Origin of the sequence: Geomicrobium halophilum (assembly GCF_014207655.1) — a bacterium.
GTDB lineage: Bacteria > Bacillota > Bacilli > Bacillales > Marinococcaceae > Geomicrobium > Geomicrobium halophilum.
The window spans coordinates 365,063-387,814 of the sequence record NZ_JACHHJ010000001.1 but is presented as its reverse complement, the minus strand read 5'-3'; the positions used below and the strand labels follow the sequence as shown (position 1 = coordinate 387,814).

Annotated in this window: 24 protein-coding genes and 1 riboswitch; of the genes, 12 read left to right on the top strand and 12 right to left on the bottom strand. The window is 45.4% G+C overall.

What is annotated here, in order from left to right:
• Positions 1–234 precede the first annotated feature (234 nt).
• Positions 235–1,665, top strand: coding sequence for an MDR family MFS transporter (locus HNR44_RS01855; RefSeq protein ID WP_184402424.1), 1,431 nt, complete (start codon positions 235–237; stop codon positions 1,663–1,665).
• A gap of 219 nt (positions 1,666–1,884) precedes the next feature.
• Here the strand turns inward: HNR44_RS01855 and nfsA are convergent, their stop codons facing one another.
• The 4 genes from nfsA to HNR44_RS01835 all read right to left on the bottom strand — a co-directional run bounded on the left by nfsA (position 1,885) and on the right by HNR44_RS01835 (position 5,131).
• Positions 1,885–2,628 carry an oxygen-insensitive NADPH nitroreductase gene (gene nfsA, locus HNR44_RS01850; RefSeq protein WP_184402423.1) on the bottom strand — a complete coding sequence of 248 codons (744 nt, stop codon included), beginning with the start codon at positions 2,626–2,628 and terminating at the stop codon, positions 1,885–1,887.
• A complete protein-coding gene (gene allB, locus HNR44_RS01845) occupies positions 2,618–4,027 on the bottom strand; it encodes an allantoinase AllB (protein WP_184402422.1) in 1,410 nt (469 codons plus the stop codon). Before allB ends, nfsA begins: the two co-directional genes overlap by 11 nt.
• 65 nt (positions 4,028–4,092) lie before the next feature.
• Positions 4,093–4,623, bottom strand: coding sequence for a dCTP deaminase (gene dcd, locus HNR44_RS01840; RefSeq protein WP_184402421.1), 531 nt, complete (start codon positions 4,621–4,623; stop codon positions 4,093–4,095).
• 190 nt (positions 4,624–4,813) lie between these two features.
• Positions 4,814–5,131, bottom strand: a complete 318-nt coding sequence (locus HNR44_RS01835) for an IDEAL domain-containing protein (RefSeq protein ID WP_184402420.1) — start codon at positions 5,129–5,131, stop codon at positions 4,814–4,816.
• A gap of 187 nt (positions 5,132–5,318) precedes the next feature.
• On the opposite strand from HNR44_RS01835, the gene HNR44_RS01830 reads away from it, so the two are divergent.
• Positions 5,319–5,696 carry a YhjD family protein gene (locus HNR44_RS01830; protein WP_184402419.1) on the top strand — a complete coding sequence of 126 codons (378 nt, stop codon included), beginning with the start codon at positions 5,319–5,321 and terminating at the stop codon, positions 5,694–5,696.
• Here the strand turns inward: HNR44_RS01830 and HNR44_RS01825 are convergent.
• The gene (locus HNR44_RS01825; protein ID WP_184402418.1) at positions 5,648–6,388 is read right to left on the bottom strand and encodes a YwaF family protein; all 741 of its coding nucleotides are present in this window, start codon (positions 6,386–6,388) and stop codon (positions 5,648–5,650) included. The two genes, HNR44_RS01830 and HNR44_RS01825, sit on opposite strands and share 49 nt — an antisense overlap.
• 65 nt (positions 6,389–6,453) lie before the next feature.
• On the bottom strand, positions 6,454–6,591 hold the full coding sequence (locus tag HNR44_RS01820) for a lmo0937 family membrane protein (RefSeq protein WP_184402417.1): 138 nt from the start codon (positions 6,589–6,591) through the stop codon (positions 6,454–6,456).
• Between the two features lie 536 nt (positions 6,592–7,127).
• Here HNR44_RS01820 and HNR44_RS01815 point away from each other — a divergent pair.
• Positions 7,128–7,355 (top strand): hypothetical protein, encoded by a 228-nt coding sequence (locus HNR44_RS01815; protein WP_184402416.1) that lies wholly within the window; start codon positions 7,128–7,130, stop codon positions 7,353–7,355.
• A gap of 22 nt (positions 7,356–7,377) precedes the next feature.
• Here HNR44_RS01815 and HNR44_RS01810 read toward each other — a convergent pair whose 3' ends face one another.
• From HNR44_RS01810 to HNR44_RS01790, 5 genes are all read right to left on the bottom strand, one after another.
• Positions 7,378–8,577 (bottom strand): aminotransferase-like domain-containing protein, encoded by a 1,200-nt coding sequence (locus HNR44_RS01810; RefSeq protein WP_184402415.1) that lies wholly within the window; start codon positions 8,575–8,577, stop codon positions 7,378–7,380.
• 155 nt (positions 8,578–8,732) lie between these two features.
• Entirely contained in the window at positions 8,733–9,203 is a 471-nt protein-coding gene (locus HNR44_RS01805) for a thioesterase family protein (RefSeq protein ID WP_184402414.1), read from the bottom strand.
• Entirely contained in the window at positions 9,193–10,158 is a 966-nt protein-coding gene (locus HNR44_RS01800) for a 3-hydroxyacyl-CoA dehydrogenase NAD-binding domain-containing protein (RefSeq protein WP_184402413.1), read from the bottom strand. The genes HNR44_RS01805 and HNR44_RS01800 overlap by 11 nt, the downstream gene beginning before the upstream one ends.
• 13 nt (positions 10,159–10,171) lie before the next feature.
• A complete protein-coding gene (locus HNR44_RS01795) occupies positions 10,172–11,056 on the bottom strand; it encodes a beta-keto acid cleavage family enzyme (protein WP_184402412.1) in 885 nt (294 codons plus the stop codon).
• On the bottom strand, positions 11,049–11,639 hold the full coding sequence (locus tag HNR44_RS01790) for a GbsR/MarR family transcriptional regulator (protein WP_246407067.1): 591 nt from the start codon (positions 11,637–11,639) through the stop codon (positions 11,049–11,051). Before HNR44_RS01790 ends, HNR44_RS01795 begins: the two co-directional genes overlap by 8 nt.
• 268 nt (positions 11,640–11,907) lie before the next feature.
• On the opposite strand from HNR44_RS01790, the gene HNR44_RS01785 reads away from it, so the two are divergent.
• From HNR44_RS01785 to HNR44_RS01765, 5 genes are read left to right on the top strand one after another with little or no spacing between them, the layout of a single operon-like run.
• Complete coding sequence (locus tag HNR44_RS01785; RefSeq protein ID WP_184402411.1) at positions 11,908–13,059, top strand: betaine/proline/choline family ABC transporter ATP-binding protein; 1,152 nt, start codon at positions 11,908–11,910, stop codon at positions 13,057–13,059.
• Positions 13,060–13,074: 15 nt separating this feature from the next.
• Entirely contained in the window at positions 13,075–13,719 is a 645-nt protein-coding gene (locus HNR44_RS01780) for an ABC transporter permease (RefSeq protein WP_184402410.1), read from the top strand.
• 14 nt (positions 13,720–13,733) lie between these two features.
• Positions 13,734–14,651 carry an osmoprotectant ABC transporter substrate-binding protein gene (locus tag HNR44_RS01775; protein WP_184402409.1) on the top strand — a complete coding sequence of 306 codons (918 nt, stop codon included), beginning with the start codon at positions 13,734–13,736 and terminating at the stop codon, positions 14,649–14,651.
• A complete protein-coding gene (locus tag HNR44_RS01770; RefSeq protein WP_184402408.1) occupies positions 14,651–15,313 on the top strand; it encodes an ABC transporter permease in 663 nt (220 codons plus the stop codon). The genes HNR44_RS01775 and HNR44_RS01770 overlap by 1 nt, the downstream gene beginning before the upstream one ends.
• Positions 15,314–15,329: 16 nt before the next feature.
• Entirely contained in the window at positions 15,330–16,985 is a 1,656-nt protein-coding gene (locus tag HNR44_RS01765) for a CocE/NonD family hydrolase (protein ID WP_246406916.1), read from the top strand.
• A 138-nt stretch (positions 16,986–17,123) separates the two neighbouring features.
• Here HNR44_RS01765 and mgtE read toward each other — a convergent pair whose 3' ends face one another.
• On the bottom strand, positions 17,124–18,488 hold the full coding sequence (mgtE, locus tag HNR44_RS01760) for a magnesium transporter (RefSeq protein WP_184402407.1): 1,365 nt from the start codon (positions 18,486–18,488) through the stop codon (positions 17,124–17,126).
• 205 nt (positions 18,489–18,693) lie between these two features.
• Positions 18,694–18,857, bottom strand: a riboswitch (M-box (ykoK) riboswitch).
• Positions 18,858–19,002: 145 nt separating this feature from the next.
• Here mgtE and HNR44_RS01755 point away from each other — a divergent pair.
• The 4 genes from HNR44_RS01755 (at position 19,003) to HNR44_RS01740 (ending at position 22,751) form a co-directional block, all read left to right on the top strand.
• Positions 19,003–20,481 (top strand): spore germination protein, encoded by a 1,479-nt coding sequence (locus HNR44_RS01755; RefSeq protein ID WP_184402406.1) that lies wholly within the window; start codon positions 19,003–19,005, stop codon positions 20,479–20,481.
• A gap of 206 nt (positions 20,482–20,687) precedes the next feature.
• Positions 20,688–21,344 carry a DUF4328 domain-containing protein gene (locus HNR44_RS01750; RefSeq protein ID WP_184402405.1) on the top strand — a complete coding sequence of 219 codons (657 nt, stop codon included), beginning with the start codon at positions 20,688–20,690 and terminating at the stop codon, positions 21,342–21,344.
• Positions 21,345–21,351: 7 nt separating this feature from the next.
• Complete coding sequence (locus HNR44_RS01745; RefSeq protein WP_184402404.1) at positions 21,352–22,083, top strand: (S)-benzoin forming benzil reductase; 732 nt, start codon at positions 21,352–21,354, stop codon at positions 22,081–22,083.
• Between the two features lie 374 nt (positions 22,084–22,457).
• On the top strand, positions 22,458–22,751 hold the full coding sequence (locus tag HNR44_RS01740; RefSeq protein WP_184402403.1) for an ArsR/SmtB family transcription factor: 294 nt from the start codon (positions 22,458–22,460) through the stop codon (positions 22,749–22,751).
• Position 22,752: the final 1 nt, after the last annotated feature.

Below are 22,752 nucleotides of genomic sequence, written 5' to 3'. Positions count from 1 at the left end.
ACCAGTCCGTAAGGAAGATGTTCAAAAACAGACGATCCTTTCCTATAAGTTATTTGTCTTCCCATCCACCATACGATGCAGCAGCCGTGCAATAGCTAAGTTTCCTGCCCCCATTGTTCATTTTCCTCTGTAATCTATGGGTACCTATGGTTTGCCGTATCCCTCATAAAGGCGTATACTAAATTTTCAGGCTCTGAAATTGCAGCATGGTTAATACAAAATCGGGGGGCTTGTATGAATCAAGATGAAAATTACAATAAAATTTTGATCGCAGCTCTTTTAATATCAGGTTCTTTTATTGCAGTTTTGAATCAAACGTTAATGATTACCGCCATTCCTCCAATTATGGAAGAGATGAACATTACAGCAAATACGGGGCAGTGGCTAACGACTGTGTTCATGCTCGTCAATGGGATTATGATTCCAGTCTCTGCTTTTTTGATTGAAAGGTTTACGACACGTCAGCTTTTTTTAACAGCAATGGGAATCTTTACCCTCGGTACCTTGCTTGGGGGGCTGGCAACGAACTTCCCTTCTCTGCTCACCGCTCGGATCATTCAATCGGCAGGTGCCGGGGTGATGCTGCCACTGATGCAGACGATCTTTCTACTCATTTTTCCGGTGGAGCGTCGTGGAACAGCCATGGGGTACATCGGCCTTGTCATTTCGTTTGCTCCCGCTATTGGGCCGACGGTTTCGGGTTGGGTAACATCAAATTTTGAATGGCGTTTTTTATTTTGGGGGATTTTTCCTTTAGCGTTGATCATGATAGTCGTTGCTTATTTTATTATGAGAAATGTTACAGAGCTTAAGCACCCAAAAGTTGATCCAATCTCCGTGATTTTATCTACTTTTGGCTTCGGGGGGCTGCTCTACGGCTTTACCAGTGCTGGTAATAATGGCTGGGCAAGTCCTATTACGTTAACCGTTCTTGCTGTTGGTATCGTCACAATTGTAATCTTTATTTTTCGTCAGCTTCGCATGGAGCATCCAATGCTTGAATTCAGGGTGTTCAAACAAAAAACGTTCACGTTGTCCACGATTATTTGTAGTATCGGCTTTTTGGGCTTGATCGGATTGGAAACGATAATTCCTTTGTATCTGCAAAATATGCGAGGGTTTACAGCAGTGGAAGCTGGCCTTGTTTTATTGCCAGGTGCCCTGCTGTCCGGGTTGATGGCGCCGATCACAGGACGTATTTTCGACCGGATCGGTGCGCGGGCACTTGCCATTCCAGGACTCATCCTTATGACACTATCGACGTTTGCTTTTCTATTGGTTGACACCAGCACTTCACTCATTTTCCTGGCGGTCATGTTTGCGATCCGCATGTTTGGTTTTTCCATGGTAATGATGCCTGTTAACACTGCTGGATTAAATACGATGCCACCGAAGCTGATACCACACGGGGCTGCCGTTACCAATACAATGAGACAAATGGCTGCATCGATTGGAACCGCAGTGCTGGTGACTACGATGACGACGACAGCGCAAGCCACTAGCTCGAACCCGCACATCGGGAATCCAGCCATATTAGGAGCTCTCGTCTCTTTTGGGTTGATAGGTCTTTTGACTGCCATTGCGCTCTTGCTTTCCCTGCGATTGAAACGAACATACCCACCTACGGATGAAGAGTGGGATGCAGGCCTAAAACAGGGAGCTTAGGTTTATATATTGAAGGAACAGCTGATCAGACTTTGGAGACGGTGATTACCGCCGGCTTCAACATGATTTTCTCTCATCGTTGTCTTATCCCTCCAAATTAACATGCTTCTCATAGCATAAAAAAAGACAAGGGCGCCATGATGCACGTCCTCGTCTTTTATAAAAAAGGGGGGGTATATAGATTATCGTTTCCTTTTTCTCATTGTTTTAAACTTGTTTCTACTTTAACGTGAAGCCTTGATCCTTTAAAAAGTCCGTTACTTGCTGGCGGCGAGGTTTCTCAAGGTAGTTAACCATATTCGCTCCCCAGCCGTCGGCTCGCTTCCCTTTCGTCCGCTTTTCATAATAAGCGCTCGTCTCACGCTCATACTCCTCCAAGCCTTCGCGATAGCGGGAAGCTTGGTAACGATCTTCATGCAGGATCATCTCTTTTGGAAAGCGCGGCTTTTGTCCAGGATCCTGATCCGGATATCCAAGGCAAAGCCCCATCACCGGAAACGTATGCTTGGGGAGTTCAAGCACTTCTTTTGTTCGATACAAATCATTACGAATACCGCCAATCATTACGCCCCCTAGGCCATAGGAGCGGGCAGCAAGGAGAACGTTTTCGGCGGCGAGCGCAACGTCAACGGCTCCGACGAGGACATTCTCCGTTTCTTCCAATTCATACCCTGCAGCAAATTTTTCATTGTTGATCACATGCTTATGCCAATCTGCTACAAAAACGAGAAAAAGTGGGCTTTCACGTACATATTTTTGATCCCCTGCAACCTCTGAAAGGGCTTGTCTTTTCTCTTGATCGCGCACACGAATGATGGTATAAGCCTGAACATGACTGGACGTCGGCGCCCAGCGAGCAGATTCAACCAGCTCCGTGACAATTTCTTCAGAAACAGCGGTCTCTTTAAATTTGCGAATCGATTGGTGCGTTTGAATGAGGTTACGAGTGTTTTCATGATTCATTTGAAATACCTCCTGGAGTCACGAGTTGCCCTTTCTTTTCGTCACTTACAATCATTCCATCCTGCATCACTGTATGTCCTGATATAATGGTACGGACCGGCCAGCCTTTCGTCGACCGGCCATCAAAAGCTGTGATTTTACTTTTACTATGCAGGTCTTCTTTTCGGATCGTTCCTGTTTTCTCCATGTCCACAATCGTAATGTCTCCATCACTCCCCGGGGTGAACGTTCCTTTACGATGAGAAACGCCGTAAAGCTGGGCAGGATTTTCAGCGAGCAAGGCCACAAAGCGGTTCAGCGTTAATTTACCTTCATTCACCGCATTTAGCATGAGGGGAACCATCGTTTCGACTCCACACATGCCGGCAGGAATTTCACTGAGCTTGCCGCCATATTTTTCTTTCTCGGTATGAGGAGCATGGTCGGAACAAACGACTGTAATCGTTCCATCGTTTATCCCTTCCCAGATGGCTTCCTGATCAGCAGCCGTCTTGACGAGTGGGAAAATCTTCATATCCTTTCCGACCGTTTCGTAATCTTCATCGCTTAAAAATAAGTAATGCGGGCACGTCTCTACACTCACATTCTGTCCAGCTGCCTGGGCTCGGCGAACCGCCGCAACACTTTCCGCGGCAGAGACGTGTAAAACGTGAAAATGGACACCTGCTTTTTTGGCAAGCGTAAGTCCAGTCTCTACAGTGAGTTGTTCGGCAACTCCCGGCCTTGACGCTAACAATGTCTGATATGATTCATCGTCGGCAGGTTTTTCTTCGTCAAGCTGGCGAATCAACTCATGATTTTCAGCGTGCACGGCAAATAGCTGTCCGGTCTCAGCGACTGCCTTCATCATCGCATACACTTCTCCATCATCAAAAGGCTGAATGATTTGCTCGTCCGCCTCTTTTACATTATAAAGAAGCTGAAACGTTTCTCGATGAATACCGTATCCCCAGAAGTATTTATAACCAATCACTCCTTTACGATGAAGGTCCATAAAATCCGGCCGGTTCAATGGTCCAAGACATATCCCCCAGAGTCCAAAATGTACGGCTGCCTTCTTTCGTAAATTTTGCACCTGCTGATCAAAACTTTCTGCATTCTGAACTGGCGGTGTAGTATTGGGCATCTCAAAAAGGGTAGTAATCCCGCCGGCAGCGGCGGCACGTGTGGACGTCTCAAAGTCTTCCTTATGGGTAGGACCAGGATCACGGGAATGAACGTGAGTATCAATGAGGCCTGGGAGTACATGTTTTCCGGCAGCGTCAATCACCTCACGCGCTTGCTCATCTCCACCTGGAGCAGTCACCGCAGCGATTTTTCCCTCCTTAATGAGAATCGTTCCGGAAAATGTGTCCCTACTCGTTACCAGTTGACCGTTTTCAATTTTTACGTCATACATTTCGTATCAACTCCACAAATCGAGAATGGGGAGGTACAGGAAAAAGCTAACTTTATTGAACTTGGTTAATCGATATCTTTATAGATGCGGCTGCCTACGGCCTTATGCTGTTTTTGATATTTACCATTATATGGCATATTTGCTTTTTGATCCATCTGAGCGAAGACCAGTTGAGCGATTCTCCGGCCCGCGATGAGCCGAATGGGTAGGCGGTTCGCATTAAAAAGTTCAAGAGTGATTTCACCCTCAAATCCCGGGTCCACCCAACCTGCGTTTTGAATGAATAACCCCATGCGACCGATAGAACTGCGCCCTTCGACGAAGGCCGTTAAGTTTTCCGGCAGTTTTATGTACTCATTCGTCGTTGCAAGCAGAAACGAATTTGGCGGGATAATCACTTCTTCTGTTTCAAACTCGACGTACTGTGCCGGTGTATCCAAAGCAATCGATTCGATCGCATTCTCATCAATCTTTAAATAATGCGTGCCGAGACGTATGTCTACAGACGCAGGTTGGAGTTGTGAATCTTCTAATGGCTCAATAATCAGCTCATCGCGAGCCAACATTGTTTTAATCGTGGCATCTGATAATATCAAAGGTTGTTCCTCCTGAGCGACAATTTCACCCCTAAGTATAACCGATTCGGCAGCGATCGCCAACAAATTCATTTATATTATGTAGCCAAAAAACGAGAAGTTTTGAGAACGTAACCTTCGAGCAACCGTCGGAAAAGTCATTTTCTTGGATGAAGTACATTCTCTGTCACAATTAAACAGCCGGCAGCATTTAGCTGCCGACTCGTTTTTTCTTATCTTCGAAATTGCATTCCATTTCATACCCTTGTTCAGATATCGTGCACCCAGTTTGATAACGGTTAATCCATTCACTATATTGTTTGCTCAATTGATAAAATTGTTCTTGATCTTTCGCATCTAATGATTTATCAATAAGCCGCTCAAAACGGGCTTTCGTAAATTCATATACGGAATATTCTAACATCATGCGCGCATAAAGTGATTGCAAAACTTGTCTGGGTGCCCGATATCCTTTGCGAATCACTTTTAACTTTTCAAACAACTCATTTTCATATGTTGAAGCTGCCATCGTGATCCCCCCAATATGATTTGGATACGCTACCATTTGTCCTTTTCAGTATTGCTAATCATTTACCCCAATGCTCACATTTTTAAACGTTTTCTCTCCATCTTTCTTGCAAAACTTCCCACTTGATTGAACGAACATACATTCGTTAAACTATAGATATAAAATCTTGAATCAAAGAGGCGATGACATGTTCGTACAGGAAACGGATCTCACCCTCATCCATTATTCCGTGATCCTACCATTAGTGAAAAAGACGTTTGAAAAAGACCAATCGAACCTCGAGCAATACGTACACATTAAAGATCCATACATGACCGTCGTTCACGAAGCACTCACTTCACTATGCCACGACTTGCAGCAGCTCAGACGGGCACAACAGAAACGGAACATTCGCGTATACTTAGTGGATAACGATGTGACATTTTCCACTTATGGTTATGTATGCAATCGTTACGAAGGACAGAACCGTTATATGAATGCCAATTTAAAAAGACAAACAGGACGCTGTATGACCCGCTACCTGCGGGGCGAACGTTTACTTCCTGCAGAAATTACAGATCGATAGATGCCATACATCACGATAAATACAAAGAGCGCCACAGCTTGGAGGCTGAAAATGTAGTAAGGCCAAGGCCCTAACCAATCGAACGGCGAAGGTCCCGATGGCTTGTCCATTAAGTACATGTAGTTGCCATCCACCCAGAAGTTGAAGGGAACTATCATTGCAGCATATCCATTTAAATATAGCCACACTTTAAATACCGAACGAAAACGTAACTGCATGTTTTCAACAGCCAGCATATAGACGACCGCAACAATAACAAGTGCATGAGTTATAAAGAAATGAAAAAAACGGAAATGGGGAAAACCGTAGTTACCGACATCCGGGGTCAGAATCGTCAAGAAAGCACTCCCTACTCCTGCAAAAAACGTGATCTCAAACCATGTACGTCCACGTGTGATCAGCATAAAAGAGGCCGCGATCCAGGCGATACTGCTCAAATGCAGCGGTAACGCAAATGAAGCATCCCAAACGCCTGCCTGGATATACCACACCTGCAAAAGAATTTCACCAACAACGAATATGCCCACACAGCTAAAGCGGAAGGCGTTTTGCCTTTGCGGTCTGTCTTGCCACCACCTTCTTGTCACAATGATGAACATGCAAGCAACGATCAAGGAAACGATGACCATAATATGCGCAGTTCCCAGCCACGTAAACCCGGGTCCGTCATGGGTGTATTCCCACCACCACATAATATACCCCTCCTCCCCCAATGAAAAAGCGCCTGCAGTAGGAGTTGCAGACGCTTAAACCTTTTCTAACGCCTTCCAGTAACCATTTGAAAAATAAGAACAACAAGGGCAATCACAAGTAAAAGGTGTATGAGCCCGCCAATTCCTTGGATAAACCCAAGGAGCCAAAGAATAATAAGCACGCCAATAATCGTCCAAAGCATCTGTATATTCCTCCTTTCGTTCACCCTTGCTCTTATCTATATTATGCCTCCCTGATCTTTATAAGAGATTGTTCAAAAAGTCCAGAATAGGGTTTCTAAACCGACCATCGAAGTCACCATGCCCGACAGTAATTCTTTTACCACTCCTGACTTGAAGTATAAATACCCACATACAAGCAAGCGTAAACAAAATCGTTGATGATCAGAGGCTAATCTCTTGTATGTTTGATAGATCTATTCAGCGTGGAGGGATGATCTTCATGCACGTTCAATATTTCATCATCATAGCACTGGGTGGAGCTTCAGGGACCATTTTCCGATATGGTTGTAGCCTGCTCCTGTCAAGGACACCTTCTAGCCACAGCCAGCGTGAATGTGATTGGCTCGATCCGCATTGGCGGCTTGTGCTGAAACAACCATGGGTTACTACGAGAGGGAACCATCCTGAATACCTTTTTTGATATGCTCGGATCTTTAGCTGGGTGTTTGCTCGGAACCATCAACGGTCGTCAGATCTTCATAAGGAAGCAGCGAAGATGATCCAAATCCTTCTTTTAGCGATATGTGGAGGGCTGGGAGCAGCCCTCCCTCTACTACTTTTTCGGAGTTGGCTTTTGTGGAGCCTTTACGACTTTTCCACTTTTTCCCTAGAGTTGTTCGAACTCTTGGAAAAAGGTTTAAAGCGCACGGCATTCACCTATGGACTGGCGACGATTATTGGAACTGTTTTTACATTGATCATCGGTTTTTGGATGGCTGAATGATTCATCTACGGGACCCTAGAGATCATGGGGCGGTTAGTTCCTGATCTTCTACTTCAGAAAATAGATCCGCTAACTGTTTCATGCCAAATTTAATTTGATCATCGGTAGCATAGGTGAAGTTTAAACGAAGGGTATTGTATTTAGGTGTTTCTGCATAAAAAGGGGCGCCGGGTACGTAAGCAATGCCCCGAGCAACCGCTTCTTGCAGGAGCGCTTCCGTATTGATCCGCGGATCTACCTCAAGCCATAGAAACATGCCGCCTTCTGGTTCTACGAAATCCATTTCATTTATGTTCGCCCGCCTTAGTTCGTTCACCATCACATCTTTGCGATGACCGTACAAGCGGCTTATCCTGTTAATATGACGATCCAGATCAAAATGTTGGCAGAGTTCGTATAGCGCTTGATGGGCCAGTGAATTAGAATGTAAGTCGTTGGCCTGCTTGGCTTGTGACATCATGCGAATCACTTGGTATGGCCCGACGATCCAGCCGGTGCGTAAGGCAGGTACGGCTGTTTTCGAAAATGTACTCGTGTAAACGACGTGGGAACCGTTATCAAGCGCTGCAATCGGTGTGTATCCTTTATCTGTAAATTGAATATCTCCATATGGATCATCCTCAAAGACAATCACGTTATGTTTATGGGCGAGACTTACAAGTTGTTTACGGCGTTCAAGCGACCAAACACGACCGGCTGGATTCGAAAACGTCGGTACGACATAGATAATTTTCGGATTGAACATTTTGATCTTTTCCAATAAATCATCCATATCCATCCCGTTTGCATCACAGCGCACCGGGACAATCTTTGCTTCATACGATTGAAACACTTGCAAGGCAGCAAGATACGTTGGTTCTTCAGTAAAAATCACATCTCCCGGACCAATCATCACTCGTGAAAATAAGTCGATCGCCTGCTGAGACCCTGTTGTCATTAATACATGATTCGGCGTATAATCCGTAATGTTTTTCTTTCCCATCCGTTCAATGACAACTTCACGAAGTGGGTAATACCCTTCCGTTTCATCATACTGCATTGCTTTCTTTCCTTTGGAAAGTGCCCGTGAGAAGGCTTCTTCAATAGCTTCCACGGGAAAAAGTTCATCGTCTGGAAGCCCTCCCGCAAATGAGATGACATCCCCCTGATTCACTACTTTTAAAATGTCACGAACAGCCGATGATTGTAAGTGACGAACGCGCTTGGCAAATGCATACTTCATAGAAATCACACCTTTTATCCTGTCATTTATAAAATGAAAGTCCTTCAATTTTAGCGCATTTGCCGAAAAAGTCAATCTATTCGGTGAATGCTGATGACCTCCGCAAGATTTAAAAAGTCTAGCGTTGATTGATTCGCTAGACTTTTGCATCCCTATCATTTTTTCCGACGAATGCCCATCGGCTGATTAGCCGCTTCTGGCCAGTGTTCTTGATCAAGCAATGGCAGCTTCGATACCAACTCGTTCACCTTTTCCGGAAATGGCGCAGGTCGACCCGAATGCTGATCCATCCCCATCGCCATTTGCTCGCTTGTGGCGATCGCATCGCCTTGGTCATTGTTCATCACGAACCAAAGATGCATACGTTTGGCATCAACGTCAAGAAGTGTGACAAATACCCGAAGCTTTTGGCCAACGTGAGCCTCTGCCAAATACTTCAAATGCGCTTCTAACGTAAAAATGGTATAGTCTTCTCCCGATCTACCGGTCTCATCGAGACCGATGTGTTCCATGAGGGCATCCAGAGCTGCGCTAAACACTTGAGCATAGGCAGCATCATTCATATGACCGTTATAATCGACCCATTCGGAACGGACTTCACCGTGCCAAACCTCTTTAGCTGTCATGACGCACCAACCTTTCCGAAGGCCAGAATCCTTCATCTTCCAGTAACTGCATGAGTTTGATCAAGAAACGATCTCTCCGATGCTCCATCTCCTGAACACTACAATCCCCACTTTGAGCCCTTGTGCCCTCAATCACTTTTTGGCTTAACGCTTCGGTTAGCTCAGGCGCAACCAGCCGGGTCCACGGAAGTTTAAGCGCAGGCCCGAACTGCTCCAACATATGGGCCATACCCTGATTCCCCCCAGCAAGATGAAGCGTCATGAACGGTCCCATGAGCGCCCAGCGAAGGCCAGGGCCATACACAATGGCCTTATCCACTTCTTCTGTTGTTGCAACACCATCATTGACAATGTGAAGACTCTCCCGCCATATGGCTTCCATTAAGCGATCGCCGATATGGCCGTCAATTTCACCAGCCATGACGAGCGGTTTCATGTGAAGCCCATCATAAATGCCACGAGCTTTTTCTATCACCGAGCGATCCGTTGCCTCTCCACCTGCCAGCTCCACGAGGGGGATAAGATAGACAGGGTTAAACGGATGGGCCACAATCACCCGTTCCGGGTGCTGCTTGCAAGCGCTTTGCAGCACTGAAGGCTTATATCCCGATGTACTGGAGGCGATAATCGCAGAAGCAGGGGCTAATTCGTCCACCTGGGCGAGGACGTTTTGCTTTACATCTTCCCGTTCAGGGACATTTTCTTGAATGAGATCGGCGTGCTTCACCGCTTCTTCCAGCGTGTTTGTAAATGTCAAGTTTTCGATGGAAGCCTGATCTTTGATGCCATATGTGGCAAGCGTTGGCCAAACCTCATCGAAAAACTCCCGTGTCTTCTCCTCGGCTCCGGCTGCGGGATCAAAAGCGAGGACGTTGTGCCCGTTGGCGATAAAACGGGCGATCCAACCGTTTCCGATGACGCCGGTCCCCACAACAGCCATTGTTTTTTGTGTCATAAAGCACCTCTTCCTAGTTTTCGAACTTCCGAAGGTTCAAGGCTTCACGAGCTTCCTGGGGTGTCATAGGCTCGACGCTTACGCCCTCAAGAATACCAACAGCCTTATCCACCAATTGCGCGTTTGAACCTAATACTCCTTTTTCAAGATATAAATTATCTTCCAATCCTACACGTACATTTCCACCAAGGAGGGCGGCCTGAGCAACCATCGGCAATTGCATACGTCCGATGCCAAAGGCTGACCAACTGGCACCTTCGACGATACGGTCCCGCATATAGGTGATCGTTTCAGCATCTGCGGCTGCTCCCCAAGGAATACCTAAGCAGAATTGGTACATCGGATCTCCATCGATCAGCCCATCATGATAGAGCTGATTGGCTAAACGGATCTGGCCTGTGTCAAAAATCTCCAGCTCCGGCTTGACACCACTTTCCTGAATGAGGGCAGCATGCTCGCGCAACCAGCCTTCCGGCCCAAGATACACTTGATCCCCAAAATTCAGACTGCCGCAGTCGAGGGTACATATTTCCGGGAGCAGCTGTCCCACAGGTTCATGCCGCTCTTTTGGGGTCTGAATATCCGTTCCTGGTCCTCCTTGGGTGGGGTTGTCGAGATCAGGAACGAAGTCCCCGCCGCCACCTGCTGTTATATTAATAACCACATCCGTATTGGACTCACGAATACGCTCCACGACTTCCTGGAATAGTTTTGGATCATGACTCATATTACCTGTTTCTGGATCACGCACGTGAATATGAGCAATGGCTGCCCCGGCTTTTGCAGATTCGATGGCAGCGTCTGCAATTTCCTTCGGTGTCACCGGAACATGTGGACTTTTCTCCGTTGTCTCTCCTGCACCTGTAACGGCAGCTGTAATAATCGTTTTCTTAGCCATGAGAAGTTCCTCCTTTTTGATTATCTTCTGACCCCGGCTCTTTAACCGGAACGACATCGAAAATCTCGCCACTCTCAAAAAAGGCAACCAACCGGTGAATCCAGTTATAATACGCTGCCCAATCATCAAGTTCTTGCTTTAACGCCCTAATCCTATCCTTTACTTCTGGAGCTGCTTCATCTCCCTGTGCCTGCTCAAGCTTCGTAATGCGATCTCGCAGACGCCGCTCCAGTGTCATGTTTTTACTGACAACCTCTTTCCAGCTTGTTGTAAAAAGAGAAATAAACGTCTGCGTATAATCGTCTTCGACTGTATAATGTTCTTTCCGACTCCCCTTTATAAATTCCTTTTCAGCAATATTAAGGGCCATCATCTGACGCATCACCTGACTCATCCGTGTCTTGCTCATTCCTGTATGATCAGCAAGTTCGTCGAGCGTCATTGCTGTGCGATTCATATAGATAATCCCCAGCAAGCGTCCTACCGTTGACGAAACACCAAATGTATCCATGTTATCAGCGATACGTTCTGCAATCTGATCTTCTGCCTGCTTGATTTCTTCTAACATCTTTTCATTGGACATGGATTGCACAAGCAAACTCCCCTCTTTTTTAACAACTGCCTGTTACTTTAACATGCCTTTTCTCTCATTAAAAAAAACACATCGGGCTCTTACAAAGAGCAAAAGCTTGAAATTGTAAGATACACCCATTCGTAAATATTATAAAGTTTAAATTGCATAGATTTTACGCCGCGAATACATTTATTGCTCCTTTTGTTCCGATGGAGTCATTACCTATACTGAACTAGTTACTAACACGCACTAGCGATCAATTACGGAGGTGCTTTCATTGCTAGAGTTTAAAAATGTGACGAAACGGTTTGGAAGCGGGGTGAAACCTGCTGTTAATAATCTCAATCTAACTATTAACAAAGGGGATTTTGTGGTATTTATCGGGCCGAGTGGCTGTGGCAAAACAACGACTATGAAGATGATTAACCGGTTGATCGATACGACTGAAGGTTCAATCATCGTCGATGGAAAAGACGTCACCCAGCAAGATCCGGTGCAGCTACGCCGTTCGATTGGGTATGTCATCCAACAAATTGGGCTTATCCCTCATATGACCGTCGGTGAAAACATTGTCTTGGTAGGTTCCCTCCTCAAATGGAGTAAGGAGAAAAAAGAAAAGCGAGCAAAAGAATTGATCAAACTTGTCAACCTTCCAGAGGATTACCTTAACCGCTACCCACACGAATTGAGCGGGGGGCAGCAGCAACGGATTGGTGTACTGCGGGCACTTGCAGCAGATCCACCATTAATCTTGATGGATGAACCTTTCGGAGCACTGGATCCGATTACGCGTGATTCTCTTCAAGAAGAGTTTAAAAAGCTGCAAAAAGAAATGGATAAAACCATTATTTTCGTTACCCATGATATGGATGAAGCCATCAAGCTGGCGGACAAGATCGTCCTCATGAACGGAGGAGAAATTGTACAAGCCAGTACTCCGGAGGAAATGCTCCGTAACCCTATAAACGAGTTCGTAGAGGATTTCATCGGAAAAGACCGCCTGTTACAAAGCCGTCCTGAGGTAACGACTGTCGAACAGATTATGAATCCCAATCCGGTGACCATCAATATGGAAAGCACATTGAAAGAGGCCATTCAGAAAATGCGAGAAATGCGTGTGGATTCCTTGCTCGTGATCGATCAAGAGCAAAAACTTCAAGGATTCATTGACATCGAAATGGTCGATTCCAATTACCGCAAATACACTTACGTCCATGAAGTCATGGACACAGAGGAGTATGCCGTGCAAAAAGACAGCCTGCTCCGCGATACGATGCACAAGATGCTGCGTCGAGGGAAATCATACGTTTCCGTCGTCGACGAATCCTATCATCTTGCAGGAATCGTCACACGTGCAACACTAGCCGATATGGTGTACGACACAATCTGGGGCGACGGCATGGAAGCTGCTATCGCTACACCTGAATAAGGAGGTAACATACCGATGGATACGATTGTAGATATTTTTTCTTCCTATGGTTGGGAATTACTCACCAAAACGGGTGAGCATATGTATATTTCATTTGCAGCGATATTGCTTGGCGTCATCGTCGCTGTACCCGCTGGGATTCTGCTTACCCGTATTCCAAATATGGCTGATCGGCTCATTTCCTTCGTTGGCATTTTACAAACCATCCCCAGCCTGGCCATTCTCGCGTTTTTCATGCCTATATTAGGAGTGGGGATGACACCTGCCATCATCGCCCTCTTTGTCTATTCAGTTCTTCCGATTTTGCGTAACACGTATACCGGTGTCAAAGAAGTCGATTCCAATATTTTAGAGGCAGGGAAAGGTATGGGGATGAGCAATATGGAAACCATTCGAAAAATCGAACTTCCAATGGCACTGCCTGTCATTATGGCTGGGATTCGATTTGCCACCGTCTACTTGATCGGCTGGGCAACGCTTGCTGCATTTATTGGCGGCGGCGGACTTGGAGATCTCATCTTCGACGGTCTAAATCTTTATCAACCAGAACTCATTGTGCTTGGAACGATACCAGCAACGATTTTAGCATTACTGACAAACTGGCTGCTCACGATTTTGGAAAAAAGGCTAACACCATCTGCCCTAAGAGATGCAACCTGATGGAGGTGAACAGAATGAAAAAACGATTAACCGCTTTAGCACTAGCACCAACGCTCATTCTTTCAGGCTGTGCACTGCCTGGCCTTGGTGGTCCGCCTGATAGCACGATTCGAATCGGAACGCTCGACACTGTCGAATCCGAAGTATGGGGATATACGATTGCAGGAATGATTGAGCATTATACCGACTTAGAAACCGAACTGATAACGAACCTAGGATCTTCGATTGTCCAGCACCAGGCTATGGTGCAAGATGAAGTCGATATTACATCCACCCGTTATACTGGAACAGATATTGCCGGGGTTCTCGATATGGATGGTATTACAGATCCGGATCAAGCTATGGATATCGTACAGAAAGAATTCGATAAGCAATTCAACCAAACATGGGGAGATTCTTATGGATTCGAAAACAGTTATACGGTTTCTGTCAGGGAAGAATTTGCAGAAGAAGAAGGCATTGAACATGTTGAAGATCTCGAACCTTTCGCCGATAGCATGAACTTTGGTGTGGATAACGCTTGGGTAAACCGAGAAGGTGATGGTTACAATGCTTTCGTTGAAACCCACTTCGCGTTTGGCAATGTTTATCCAATGGCGATTGGGCTCGTATACGAAGCAGCTGCTAGCGGCAACATGGATGCCGTACTGGGGTACTCTTCGGATGGAAGAATTGCCGCCTATGACCTTAAAGTTCTGGAGGATGATTTCTTCCCGCCTTATGATGCATCCCCTGTCATCCAAAATGAGGTTATAGAAGATCATCCGGAACTTGAGGAAATCCTCGACCGTCTTGCGGATACTGTGACTACAGAGGATATGCAGGACATGAACTATCAAGGAGATGTTGATCTCAAGAATCCATCTCAAATTGCGGAACAATTTCTGGAAGAAAACAACTATTTTGAAACCGATCAGGAGGTGAATGAGTAATGGGGGTTGGGGAACAGTTGGTAACCTATGTAACCCAGAACGGCTATTATATCTGGGAAGAGTTTTATCGACACTTTCTGATGGCTGCCTATGGAGTTTTATTTGCCTCTATAGTTGCCATTCCAATCGGAATCTTGATTTCACGATACGGGAGACTTAGTAAATGGGTCCTTTCTTTCGGAAGTATCATTCAAACGATTCCAGCCCTAGGTTTCATGGCGCTCCTAATGGTTACTTTAGGGCTTGGAACAACGACGGTTATCACAACCCTATTTTTCTACTCCCTTCTTCCCATCATCCAAAATACGTATGTGGGAATGAAAAGCGTCGACCAAACGGTCATTGAAGCCGCCCATGCTTCCGGTATGACGCGCTTTCAGCTGCTGCGAAAGGTAGAACTTCCCCTCGCGGTTAGTGTAATCATGGCTGGCATTCGTACCGCACTTGTTGTTGGCATCGGAATCGTTGCCATCGGTACATTTGTCGGTGCAGGTGGGCTTGGCGCCATCATTGTCCGTGGAACAAATGCCACCGATGGGACTGCTATCATTTTGGCCGGTGCGGTACCAACTGCACTTATGGCGATTATTGCCGATCTCATTATGGGGATGATCGAGCGTCGCTTAAACCCTGCGAATAAAGCTAGTGCTGCTTCGCAATAAATTGGAGGACGTTATCTTGATCCAGGTCGAACGAAATGTAGAATGTAAGTGTTCAGATGGAGTCATTTTAAGGGCTGATGCTTACCGGCCTAATGATCATCAATGTTACCCGGTCCTTCTCCTTCGTCTCCCTTACGACAAAACAAATCCTCATTACTACAATGGTTATCTGGATGTAGAGCGAATGGTATCTGCAGGATATGTGGTTATACTTCAAGATGTGCGGGGCCGCTTTGCATCTGATGGAACCTTTTATCCTTTTGTACATGAAAGGAAGGACGGTTATGACGCTGTAGAATGGGCGGCCGCACTCCCCTATTCTAATGGTAAAGTAGGCATGTTTGGGATGTCTTATCACGGCTATACCCAATTAGCAGCAGCGGTAGAAGACCCTCCATCGCTCTACGCAATTGCTCCTGTCATGGCGATCGCTGATCCATGGACCAATATGATTCAAGACCCTTATACTCCATTTGATCAGGGGAGCATTGCCACCTGGGCCCTGGAATCAATACTCCCCGATCAATTGAGACGTGAAAACCGTAACACAAAGCTTAAACTTGCCCATGCTTACATCAAGGAATTACCAGCATGGCTACATGATCAACCTTTGACGAAATGGAAACCCCTTAGAGATACTGACGTGCATTCTTTCTACTTTGAATTTGTGAAAAGTCAAGTGCCTAAAGAAACGTTGCAATGGATAAATGTTCAAGAGAAATTAGGAAATATTGAAATTCCAGGTCTTTTTGTCGGGGGATGGTTCGATTCTCTTCTTAAGCAAACTTTAGAGGCTTATGAACGATATGGAGGAGAGCAAATGCTTTGGATTGGTCCTTGGACTCATTCAGCGCTAAATGGCCAGGTGGGCGAAGTCTTTTTTGAAAATGACACGCTCGGAATAGAGCAACTTGAAGATCTTACTGAGCTTCATATCAGATGGTTTGATCACTGGCTAAAAGGGCAACGATTAAATACCGAAAAACCGATTCATTTTTATCACATGGGCCATAATAGCTGGGAGGCGAGAAGAAGTTGGCCACCGAAAAACGTTTGCACAGAGCGCTACTACCTTAGCAGTCACATGGGTGCCAATTCTCGAAGTGGCAACGGAACACTTGAAAAAAAGAAACCAGAAACGAACCGCTCCGAACAGCTTCTAAGAAATCCAGAAGACCCGTTTCCCACGCGGGGCGGGAACTTATTAATGGCCGGGCACATGGCAGGAATACTTCAACAAGGTGATCTACAAGATCGAAGGGACGCTCTAGTTTTTACAAGTCAACCATTGCCTGACCCTTGTGACGTACATGGTAGAGTTCAGGCAAGTGTATGGGTCAAGCCCCACTCCCCTCTGATCGACTTGTTTTTTCAGGTAAGTGATGTTGCTCCTGACGGAAGTGTCTATAACGTCGTTGACACTTTTATACGCCGGAAGTCCCATGCATCAAGGGTTCCACAACGTGTGGACACCGTCCTTAATGATACAAGTTACCGATTTGAAAAAGGGCATGCGCTCCGTCTAACGATAGCCGGGAGCAATGCCCCCCGCTTCGATGTTAACCAAAATAACGGAACCACCTCTCGGACAACGACGGGCGGGAAGACGATCGCTGATACAATTTTGCATGGCGATCACTACCCTTCTTACCTATCTATACCGATCACTTGATTTACACACATAAGTCCAGCGCCTCCATTTCTTCATTGTGGAGATGCTGGACTTTCGTGTATTCAAAAAAGAGGAGCCGCCGAGGGAATACGACAGCTCTAGAATCCGAAAAACCCCGGATTCACATCCTTTATAAGACTATAAAAACTGCAACAGCATCGTTGCGATGGAGAAATAAATGGTGATCGAAACGACATCAATAAACGTCGTTATAAAAGGACCAGAAGCAATGGCAGGGTCCAAATTCAGCTGGTTAATAATTAACGGAACAATCGATCCGATCACAGCTGCGATCCCAAGCGATATAAAAATCGAAAACCCAACAATGAATCCCAAAAAGAGATTGCCATCATAAAATAGGGGAATCATCGCTAATAAAGCCAGCGCACAGGCAATGCCAATCATGAGTCCTGTCCCAAATTCCCGGACCAGAGCACGGAAGAGACCTTTTCTTTCGAAATTGCCAAGCGCCAAGCCTCGGACAACAACAGCCAAAGACTGAGTACCGACATTTCCAGCAGAACCCATCAACATCGGAATAAAAGCAGAAAGCAGTACGACCTGCTCCAGCGTTTCTTCAAACTGACCAATAATCCCAGCTGTAATCATCCCAAAAAACATGAGTAAAATGATCCAGGGTGTACGTTTCCTTGCAGCCTGAAACGCTGAAATGTTCGCGTCGGTTGCCCCCCTTGTTGTTGAAAACTCAGCGAGGTCTTCGGTTGCTTCTTCCTCAAACACATCAATGACATCATCGACGGTGACAATTCCCAAAAGCTGATTATGCGCCGAAACAACGGGGGCAGCAAGGAAATCATATTTTTGAATAAGCTGCGCCACGTTTTCCTGGTCATCATTGACATGAACAGAAACAACGCGTCGGCTCATCACATCTCCCACCTTCTCGTCCAGGGAGGCAACCATAAGATCACGTAAGGAAACAACACCGGTTAATTTTTCACTTTCATCGACGACATATAAATAATAAATCATTTCAGCATCAGGCGCTTCCTCACGCAGCCGCCCTAAGACATCGCCGACTTTTTCAGCTTCATGAAGGTGGATGAGCTCCTTTGTCATGATCGCGCCGGCTGTTTCCTCTTCATACGCGAGTAATTCTTTTACATCCTCAGCATCTTCATCTTCCATACCGGTTAAAATGTTTTCTCGCTCTTCTTCTTCCAATTCTCCGAGAAAATCCGCAACATCGTCGGCATTCATATGATGAAAGACATCACTCATATTTCCATTTTCCCATTCAAGGGCCATATCCTTTTGTTCTTCGAGCTCAAGTTCCTCGAATATATCTGCAAGTTCCGCAGACGTCATAATCGCATAAAACCGCGTGCGGTCCTCTTCTTTCATTTGGTGAACAACTTCCACTTGATCTACGGGATGAAGATCAAGGAACTTTGAACGAAAGACCGTATCTTCTCCATCCTGGAGTAAATCTAATAGATACTGGCTGTAGGCAGCACGAGTTTCTTCATTTAACTTAACCACGCTTATCCCTCCCTGCCAGCCGTCCCCCATATACAGTGAGGGGCGGCCAGACTATGTTGATGTTGACTGTAGAATCATTGGTACTCGAACAGGGAACCAAGCGCCCCTCACCTCCTCTTTCAATTTCTTTACCAATCATAAAAACCGCCTTATAACAACGGAAGGCGGTTGATGCAAGAAAGCAAAGCCTATCGATTTGCTTAGGTTTGCGCCTCCGTCGTAGAGCTTTAGCACTGCATGGCATAGGACGTTGCCAGCTGCATTAAAAATCACCTTAGCTCGATGATTTCTGTTCACCCATTGGCGTCTTTGGACATTTTTGGGCAGCAGCATGTCTCCATACAGGAGCCTCACCTAACGAGATTATATAGATCAGCACGATCACGGTACGTTTTTGACTATACAGAGGGAAAAATATACTGTCAACCATTCTTTTGAAATCCGTAATCCTTTCTTTATCTTACGTATGTAAGTGTTCAATGTGCAAACAATAAAGATCGAAAGGAGGGTTATTATGAGAAAACGTGCAAAAAAACTCGGCAGTGACTATGAAAGTAATGTCTCCTTACTACAGAAACAACTCCGTGTAGATAAAAATTTTGATATTGTTGAACAAGAATATCATTTCGGGGGCAAGGCGATGTCCCTTTATGCCCTCGATGCGTTCGCAAATGATTTAGTAGTGACGCAAATCATTGAAAATCTGTCCAAACTTGAAGAGGGAGCACTTTCAAAAGACCCCCTTACACGACTGGAACAAAGCATGATCCCCATCATTGAATTAGAACGGGAAGATGTACTGGAAGAATTAATAACGCAAATCCTTTCCGGTCAAGCTGCTCTTATCGTAGAAGGATGCAGCGAAGCTATACTTATGGATGTTCGGGAATACCCCGTACGAGAACCCCAGGAACCCGATATGGAGCGCGTTGCCCGCGGCTCCAAAGATGGCTTTGTAGAAACCCTTGTCTTTAATAGCGGTCTCATCCGACGCCGAGTACGTGACCCCGCTTTAATTATGGAACCTATGCAAGTGGGTCGCCGCTCGAAAACAGACGTTGTCATCAGCTACATTGATAATGTTGCTGACCCAGAACTCATGCGCCGTTTAAAAAAGAAAATTAACGCCATTGATATTGACGGGGTGCCAATGGCAGAAAAGACCATCGAAGAATTCCTGATCAAAAAAAGTTTGGTACCGTTCCCTCAAGTACGATACACAGAGCGTCCCGATACAGCAGCCGTACACCTCATGGAAGGGCATGTTTTAATTTTAGTCGATGGCTCAAATGTTGCGATGATTGTCCCTACGACCTACTTTCATCATTTGCAGCATGCAGAGGAATACCGGCAAGAGCCGATCGTCGGCTTTTTCCTGCGGTGGGTTCGTTTCTTAGCCGTTTTTGTCTCCATTTTCCTTCTTCCCGTATGGTTTCTAATCGCTGACAATGAAGCGTTAGGACCAGACGTGTGGGGGTTCATCGGCGTGGAAGAAGATTTTAACATACCTATATTTTGGCAAATTCTTATCGCTGAATTTGGGTTACAAGTCCTGAGAATGGCCGCGATTCATACACCAGATGCGTTGGCAACAGCCCTTGGACTTGTTGCTGCCATTCTGATCGGAGAGATTGGCGTTGAAACAGGTGTTTTTACGAATGAAGTCGTGATGTATGCAGCCGTCAGTGCCATGGCCGGATACGCAACACCTAGTTATGAACTAGGGTTATGTAATGTTCTGATTCGAATTGCCCTAGTTCTTTCTGTCGGTTTCTTCTCCTTATACGGCTTTTTGATCATTGGCCTTATCATCTTCTTAATGCTTGTGAAAACAAAAATCTTGAATACGCCTTACTTGTGGCCGTTTTTACCCTTCAATGCGAAAGCACTTTCCGATCTTTTATTGCGAATGCCAATGCCATACAAAAATCACCGACCGTCTTTCGTACACCCACTAGACTCGAAAAGACAAGCAACGGGGAGGAAGCGTTAGAGGAACCCTCTTTTTCTTCAAACGCCTATTTCCCTATGCCGCACAGATATTCTTTAACCCGGTTCGTAGCCGGGTTTTCTTCTGCCAATTATGGGGCACCCTCTTCCTGTTGATTCTATCAATCATACATGTGACCTTCGCATTTTAGATCTGATTTTGATATATTTTACATAGTATGGATTACTTAGAAAAGGTGTCAGATATTTATGGCCAGCGTAACAACGAGATATCAGGATCCAACCTCTAGAAAACGTCGCTTGTTGATTCCATTAGCTTTTGCTACATTGTTTGCGCTTGCCTTTTCGATCTCCAGTTTATATGAATGGTTCGTCCTTGCGGAGTATCCGCCAGAAACAACTCCCGGCGAATTACGCAGTGACACGGTAGAAACGCTCGGGTTTTTGAGCCTTGTGATTATCCTTCCCCGCATCATTTTCTTATTAGCAACTGCTGTGTTTTTCTTAATCTGGATCTATCGTATACATGAAAATGCATACGCTTTGCAGCTTGAAGGAAGCATCTATACCCCAGGGTGGGCGGTTTCTTTTTACTTAATTCCGTTTGTGAATTTCTTTCTTCCCTTGGTTTCAACCCTGCAGTTGACCAAAGCACAGGCAAATGCACTGAACAGAAAATCGAACAAAGGAACCATCGTCATCTGGTGGTTGTTGTTTCTTTTCTCCATGTTAATCGCTGCTTCCCGTGGTTTTTTTACTGAAGAAGGGGCGACCGTGCAGATGTTGCGAAACGATGCATTAATGACGAGTATATCCGAATTCACTCTGTTTCTTGCCGGATGCCTAGCATGGATCATCATTGTAAGGATCAGCAACCAGCAAATAGCCATACAAAATAAGGAGTGATGAAAAAATGGAACATATCATTATTACAGGTGCCTCCAAAGGTTTAGGGGCTGCCATGCGGGATGCTTTTCTCGAGGAAGGTTCAACTGTGCATGCCCTTGCACGTACAGAAATCGCAGAAGATGATCAACTGTATACTTACCAAGTGGACGTTAGCAATGTCGATGCACTTATTCAAACGTTTGAGACGATTTTCACAAACATTGAAGAACAAAACTGTACATCTATCACATTGGTAAATAACGCCGGAATTGTCTCTCCTGTTGGAACGGCTGATGAAAATGATCCACACGAAATCGCAAAAAGCATAACTGTAAACATCAGTGCCCCAATGATCGCGACGAGAGAATTTCTCAAACAAAGTGAATCATTTTCGGCAGAGCGGACCGTTTTAAATATTAGTTCAGGAGCCGGAAGAAAGCCAACGGAAGGTTGGAGTGCGTACTGCACAGGAAAAGCAGGACTTGATATGTTTACAAAAACCGCTGCCCTTGAACAAAACGATACCGAACAACCCGCCCGTTTTCTATCCGTCGCGCCAGGGATCGTCGATACAAGCATGCAAACAACGATTCGTGAAACTTCGAAAGCTTCTTTCAAGCATGTAGACACATTTCGTGCTTATAAAGAAAAGGGAGACCTCGTGGATCCTGATGTTACTGCCAAGGCCATGTTGCGATTATTGGAAGACCCAGACGCTACAAACGGAAAAATGCTTGATATAAGAAACTATTTATAAGGGTAGAAAAAGCAGCTGTACCGCAAGTCCTTACATCCGTTGTGATGAAAACAATCGCAACGGATATTTTTGCAAAGCACAACTTCACAATGACCGGTTCCCCTCATATTATTCCGCGCACCCAATTTTCCATATTCATCCATGATTCATTCAGCGCTTCTCATCCCCTTTTCGGCGGTCTGGCCCCATATTTCAGCTCTAAATTCCATACTCAGTAAACAACAGGGGATTCAGCGTACAACACGATGATTCGGCGCTGCAGCGAAGAACTCAGCGAAAATGGGATTTTGGGGCAGCCCTTTAATCTTCTCTTTTTTCCTTTTCATGTAAATGTTAAAATATGATTATATGATCATATATAGAGGAGTTTTCCAATGTCTAATCTCGATGAAGAGACGTTATTTCTCGTCTCGCAAACCTTTAAGGCTCTATCTGATCCTACAAGAATTCAAATTCTACACTTGCTATCGAAAGGAGAATGCTCGGTAAGTACGATTGTCGAGCGTTTATCGCTAGGTCAATCAACGGTCTCTCACCAACTGCGATTTTTAAAAAATCTTCGCCTTGTTAAGTCTAGAAGGGACGGAACCACGATTTATTATTCACCAGAGGATCAGCACGTCCTTGATGTTCTCGAACAAACCATTAAACATGCCTTGCACGAATAAG

Coding starts and splice junctions, on each gene's coding strand:
- HNR44_RS01855 (WP_184402424.1), top strand. CDS start 235: ATGAATCAAGATGAAAATTACAATAAAATTTTGATCGCAGCTCTTTTA.
- nfsA (WP_184402423.1), bottom strand. CDS start 2,628: ATGAATCATGAAAACACTCGTAACCTCATTCAAACGCACCAATCGATT.
- allB (WP_184402422.1), bottom strand. CDS start 4,027: ATGTATGACGTAAAAATTGAAAACGGTCAACTGGTAACGAGTAGGGAC.
- HNR44_RS01835 (WP_184402420.1), bottom strand. CDS start 5,131: ATGGCAGCTTCAACATATGAAAATGAGTTGTTTGAAAAGTTAAAAGTG.
- HNR44_RS01830 (WP_184402419.1), top strand. CDS start 5,319: ATGTTCGTACAGGAAACGGATCTCACCCTCATCCATTATTCCGTGATC.
- HNR44_RS01825 (WP_184402418.1), bottom strand. CDS start 6,388: ATGTGGTGGTGGGAATACACCCATGACGGACCCGGGTTTACGTGGCTG.
- HNR44_RS01820 (WP_184402417.1), bottom strand. CDS start 6,591: ATGCTTTGGACGATTATTGGCGTGCTTATTATTCTTTGGCTCCTTGGG.
- HNR44_RS01815 (WP_184402416.1), top strand. CDS start 7,128: ATGATCCAAATCCTTCTTTTAGCGATATGTGGAGGGCTGGGAGCAGCC.
- HNR44_RS01810 (WP_184402415.1), bottom strand. CDS start 8,577: ATGAAGTATGCATTTGCCAAGCGCGTTCGTCACTTACAATCATCGGCT.
- HNR44_RS01805 (WP_184402414.1), bottom strand. CDS start 9,203: ATGACAGCTAAAGAGGTTTGGCACGGTGAAGTCCGTTCCGAATGGGTC.
- HNR44_RS01800 (WP_184402413.1), bottom strand. CDS start 10,158: ATGACACAAAAAACAATGGCTGTTGTGGGGACCGGCGTCATCGGAAAC.
- HNR44_RS01795 (WP_184402412.1), bottom strand. CDS start 11,056: ATGGCTAAGAAAACGATTATTACAGCTGCCGTTACAGGTGCAGGAGAG.
- HNR44_RS01790 (WP_246407067.1), bottom strand. CDS start 11,639: ATGTCCAATGAAAAGATGTTAGAAGAAATCAAGCAGGCAGAAGATCAG.
- HNR44_RS01780 (WP_184402410.1), top strand. CDS start 13,075: ATGGATACGATTGTAGATATTTTTTCTTCCTATGGTTGGGAATTACTC.
- HNR44_RS01775 (WP_184402409.1), top strand. CDS start 13,734: ATGAAAAAACGATTAACCGCTTTAGCACTAGCACCAACGCTCATTCTT.
- HNR44_RS01770 (WP_184402408.1), top strand. CDS start 14,651: ATGGGGGTTGGGGAACAGTTGGTAACCTATGTAACCCAGAACGGCTAT.
- HNR44_RS01755 (WP_184402406.1), top strand. CDS start 19,003: ATGAGAAAACGTGCAAAAAAACTCGGCAGTGACTATGAAAGTAATGTC.
- HNR44_RS01750 (WP_184402405.1), top strand. CDS start 20,688: ATGGCCAGCGTAACAACGAGATATCAGGATCCAACCTCTAGAAAACGT.
- HNR44_RS01745 (WP_184402404.1), top strand. CDS start 21,352: ATGGAACATATCATTATTACAGGTGCCTCCAAAGGTTTAGGGGCTGCC.
- HNR44_RS01740 (WP_184402403.1), top strand. CDS start 22,458: ATGTCTAATCTCGATGAAGAGACGTTATTTCTCGTCTCGCAAACCTTT.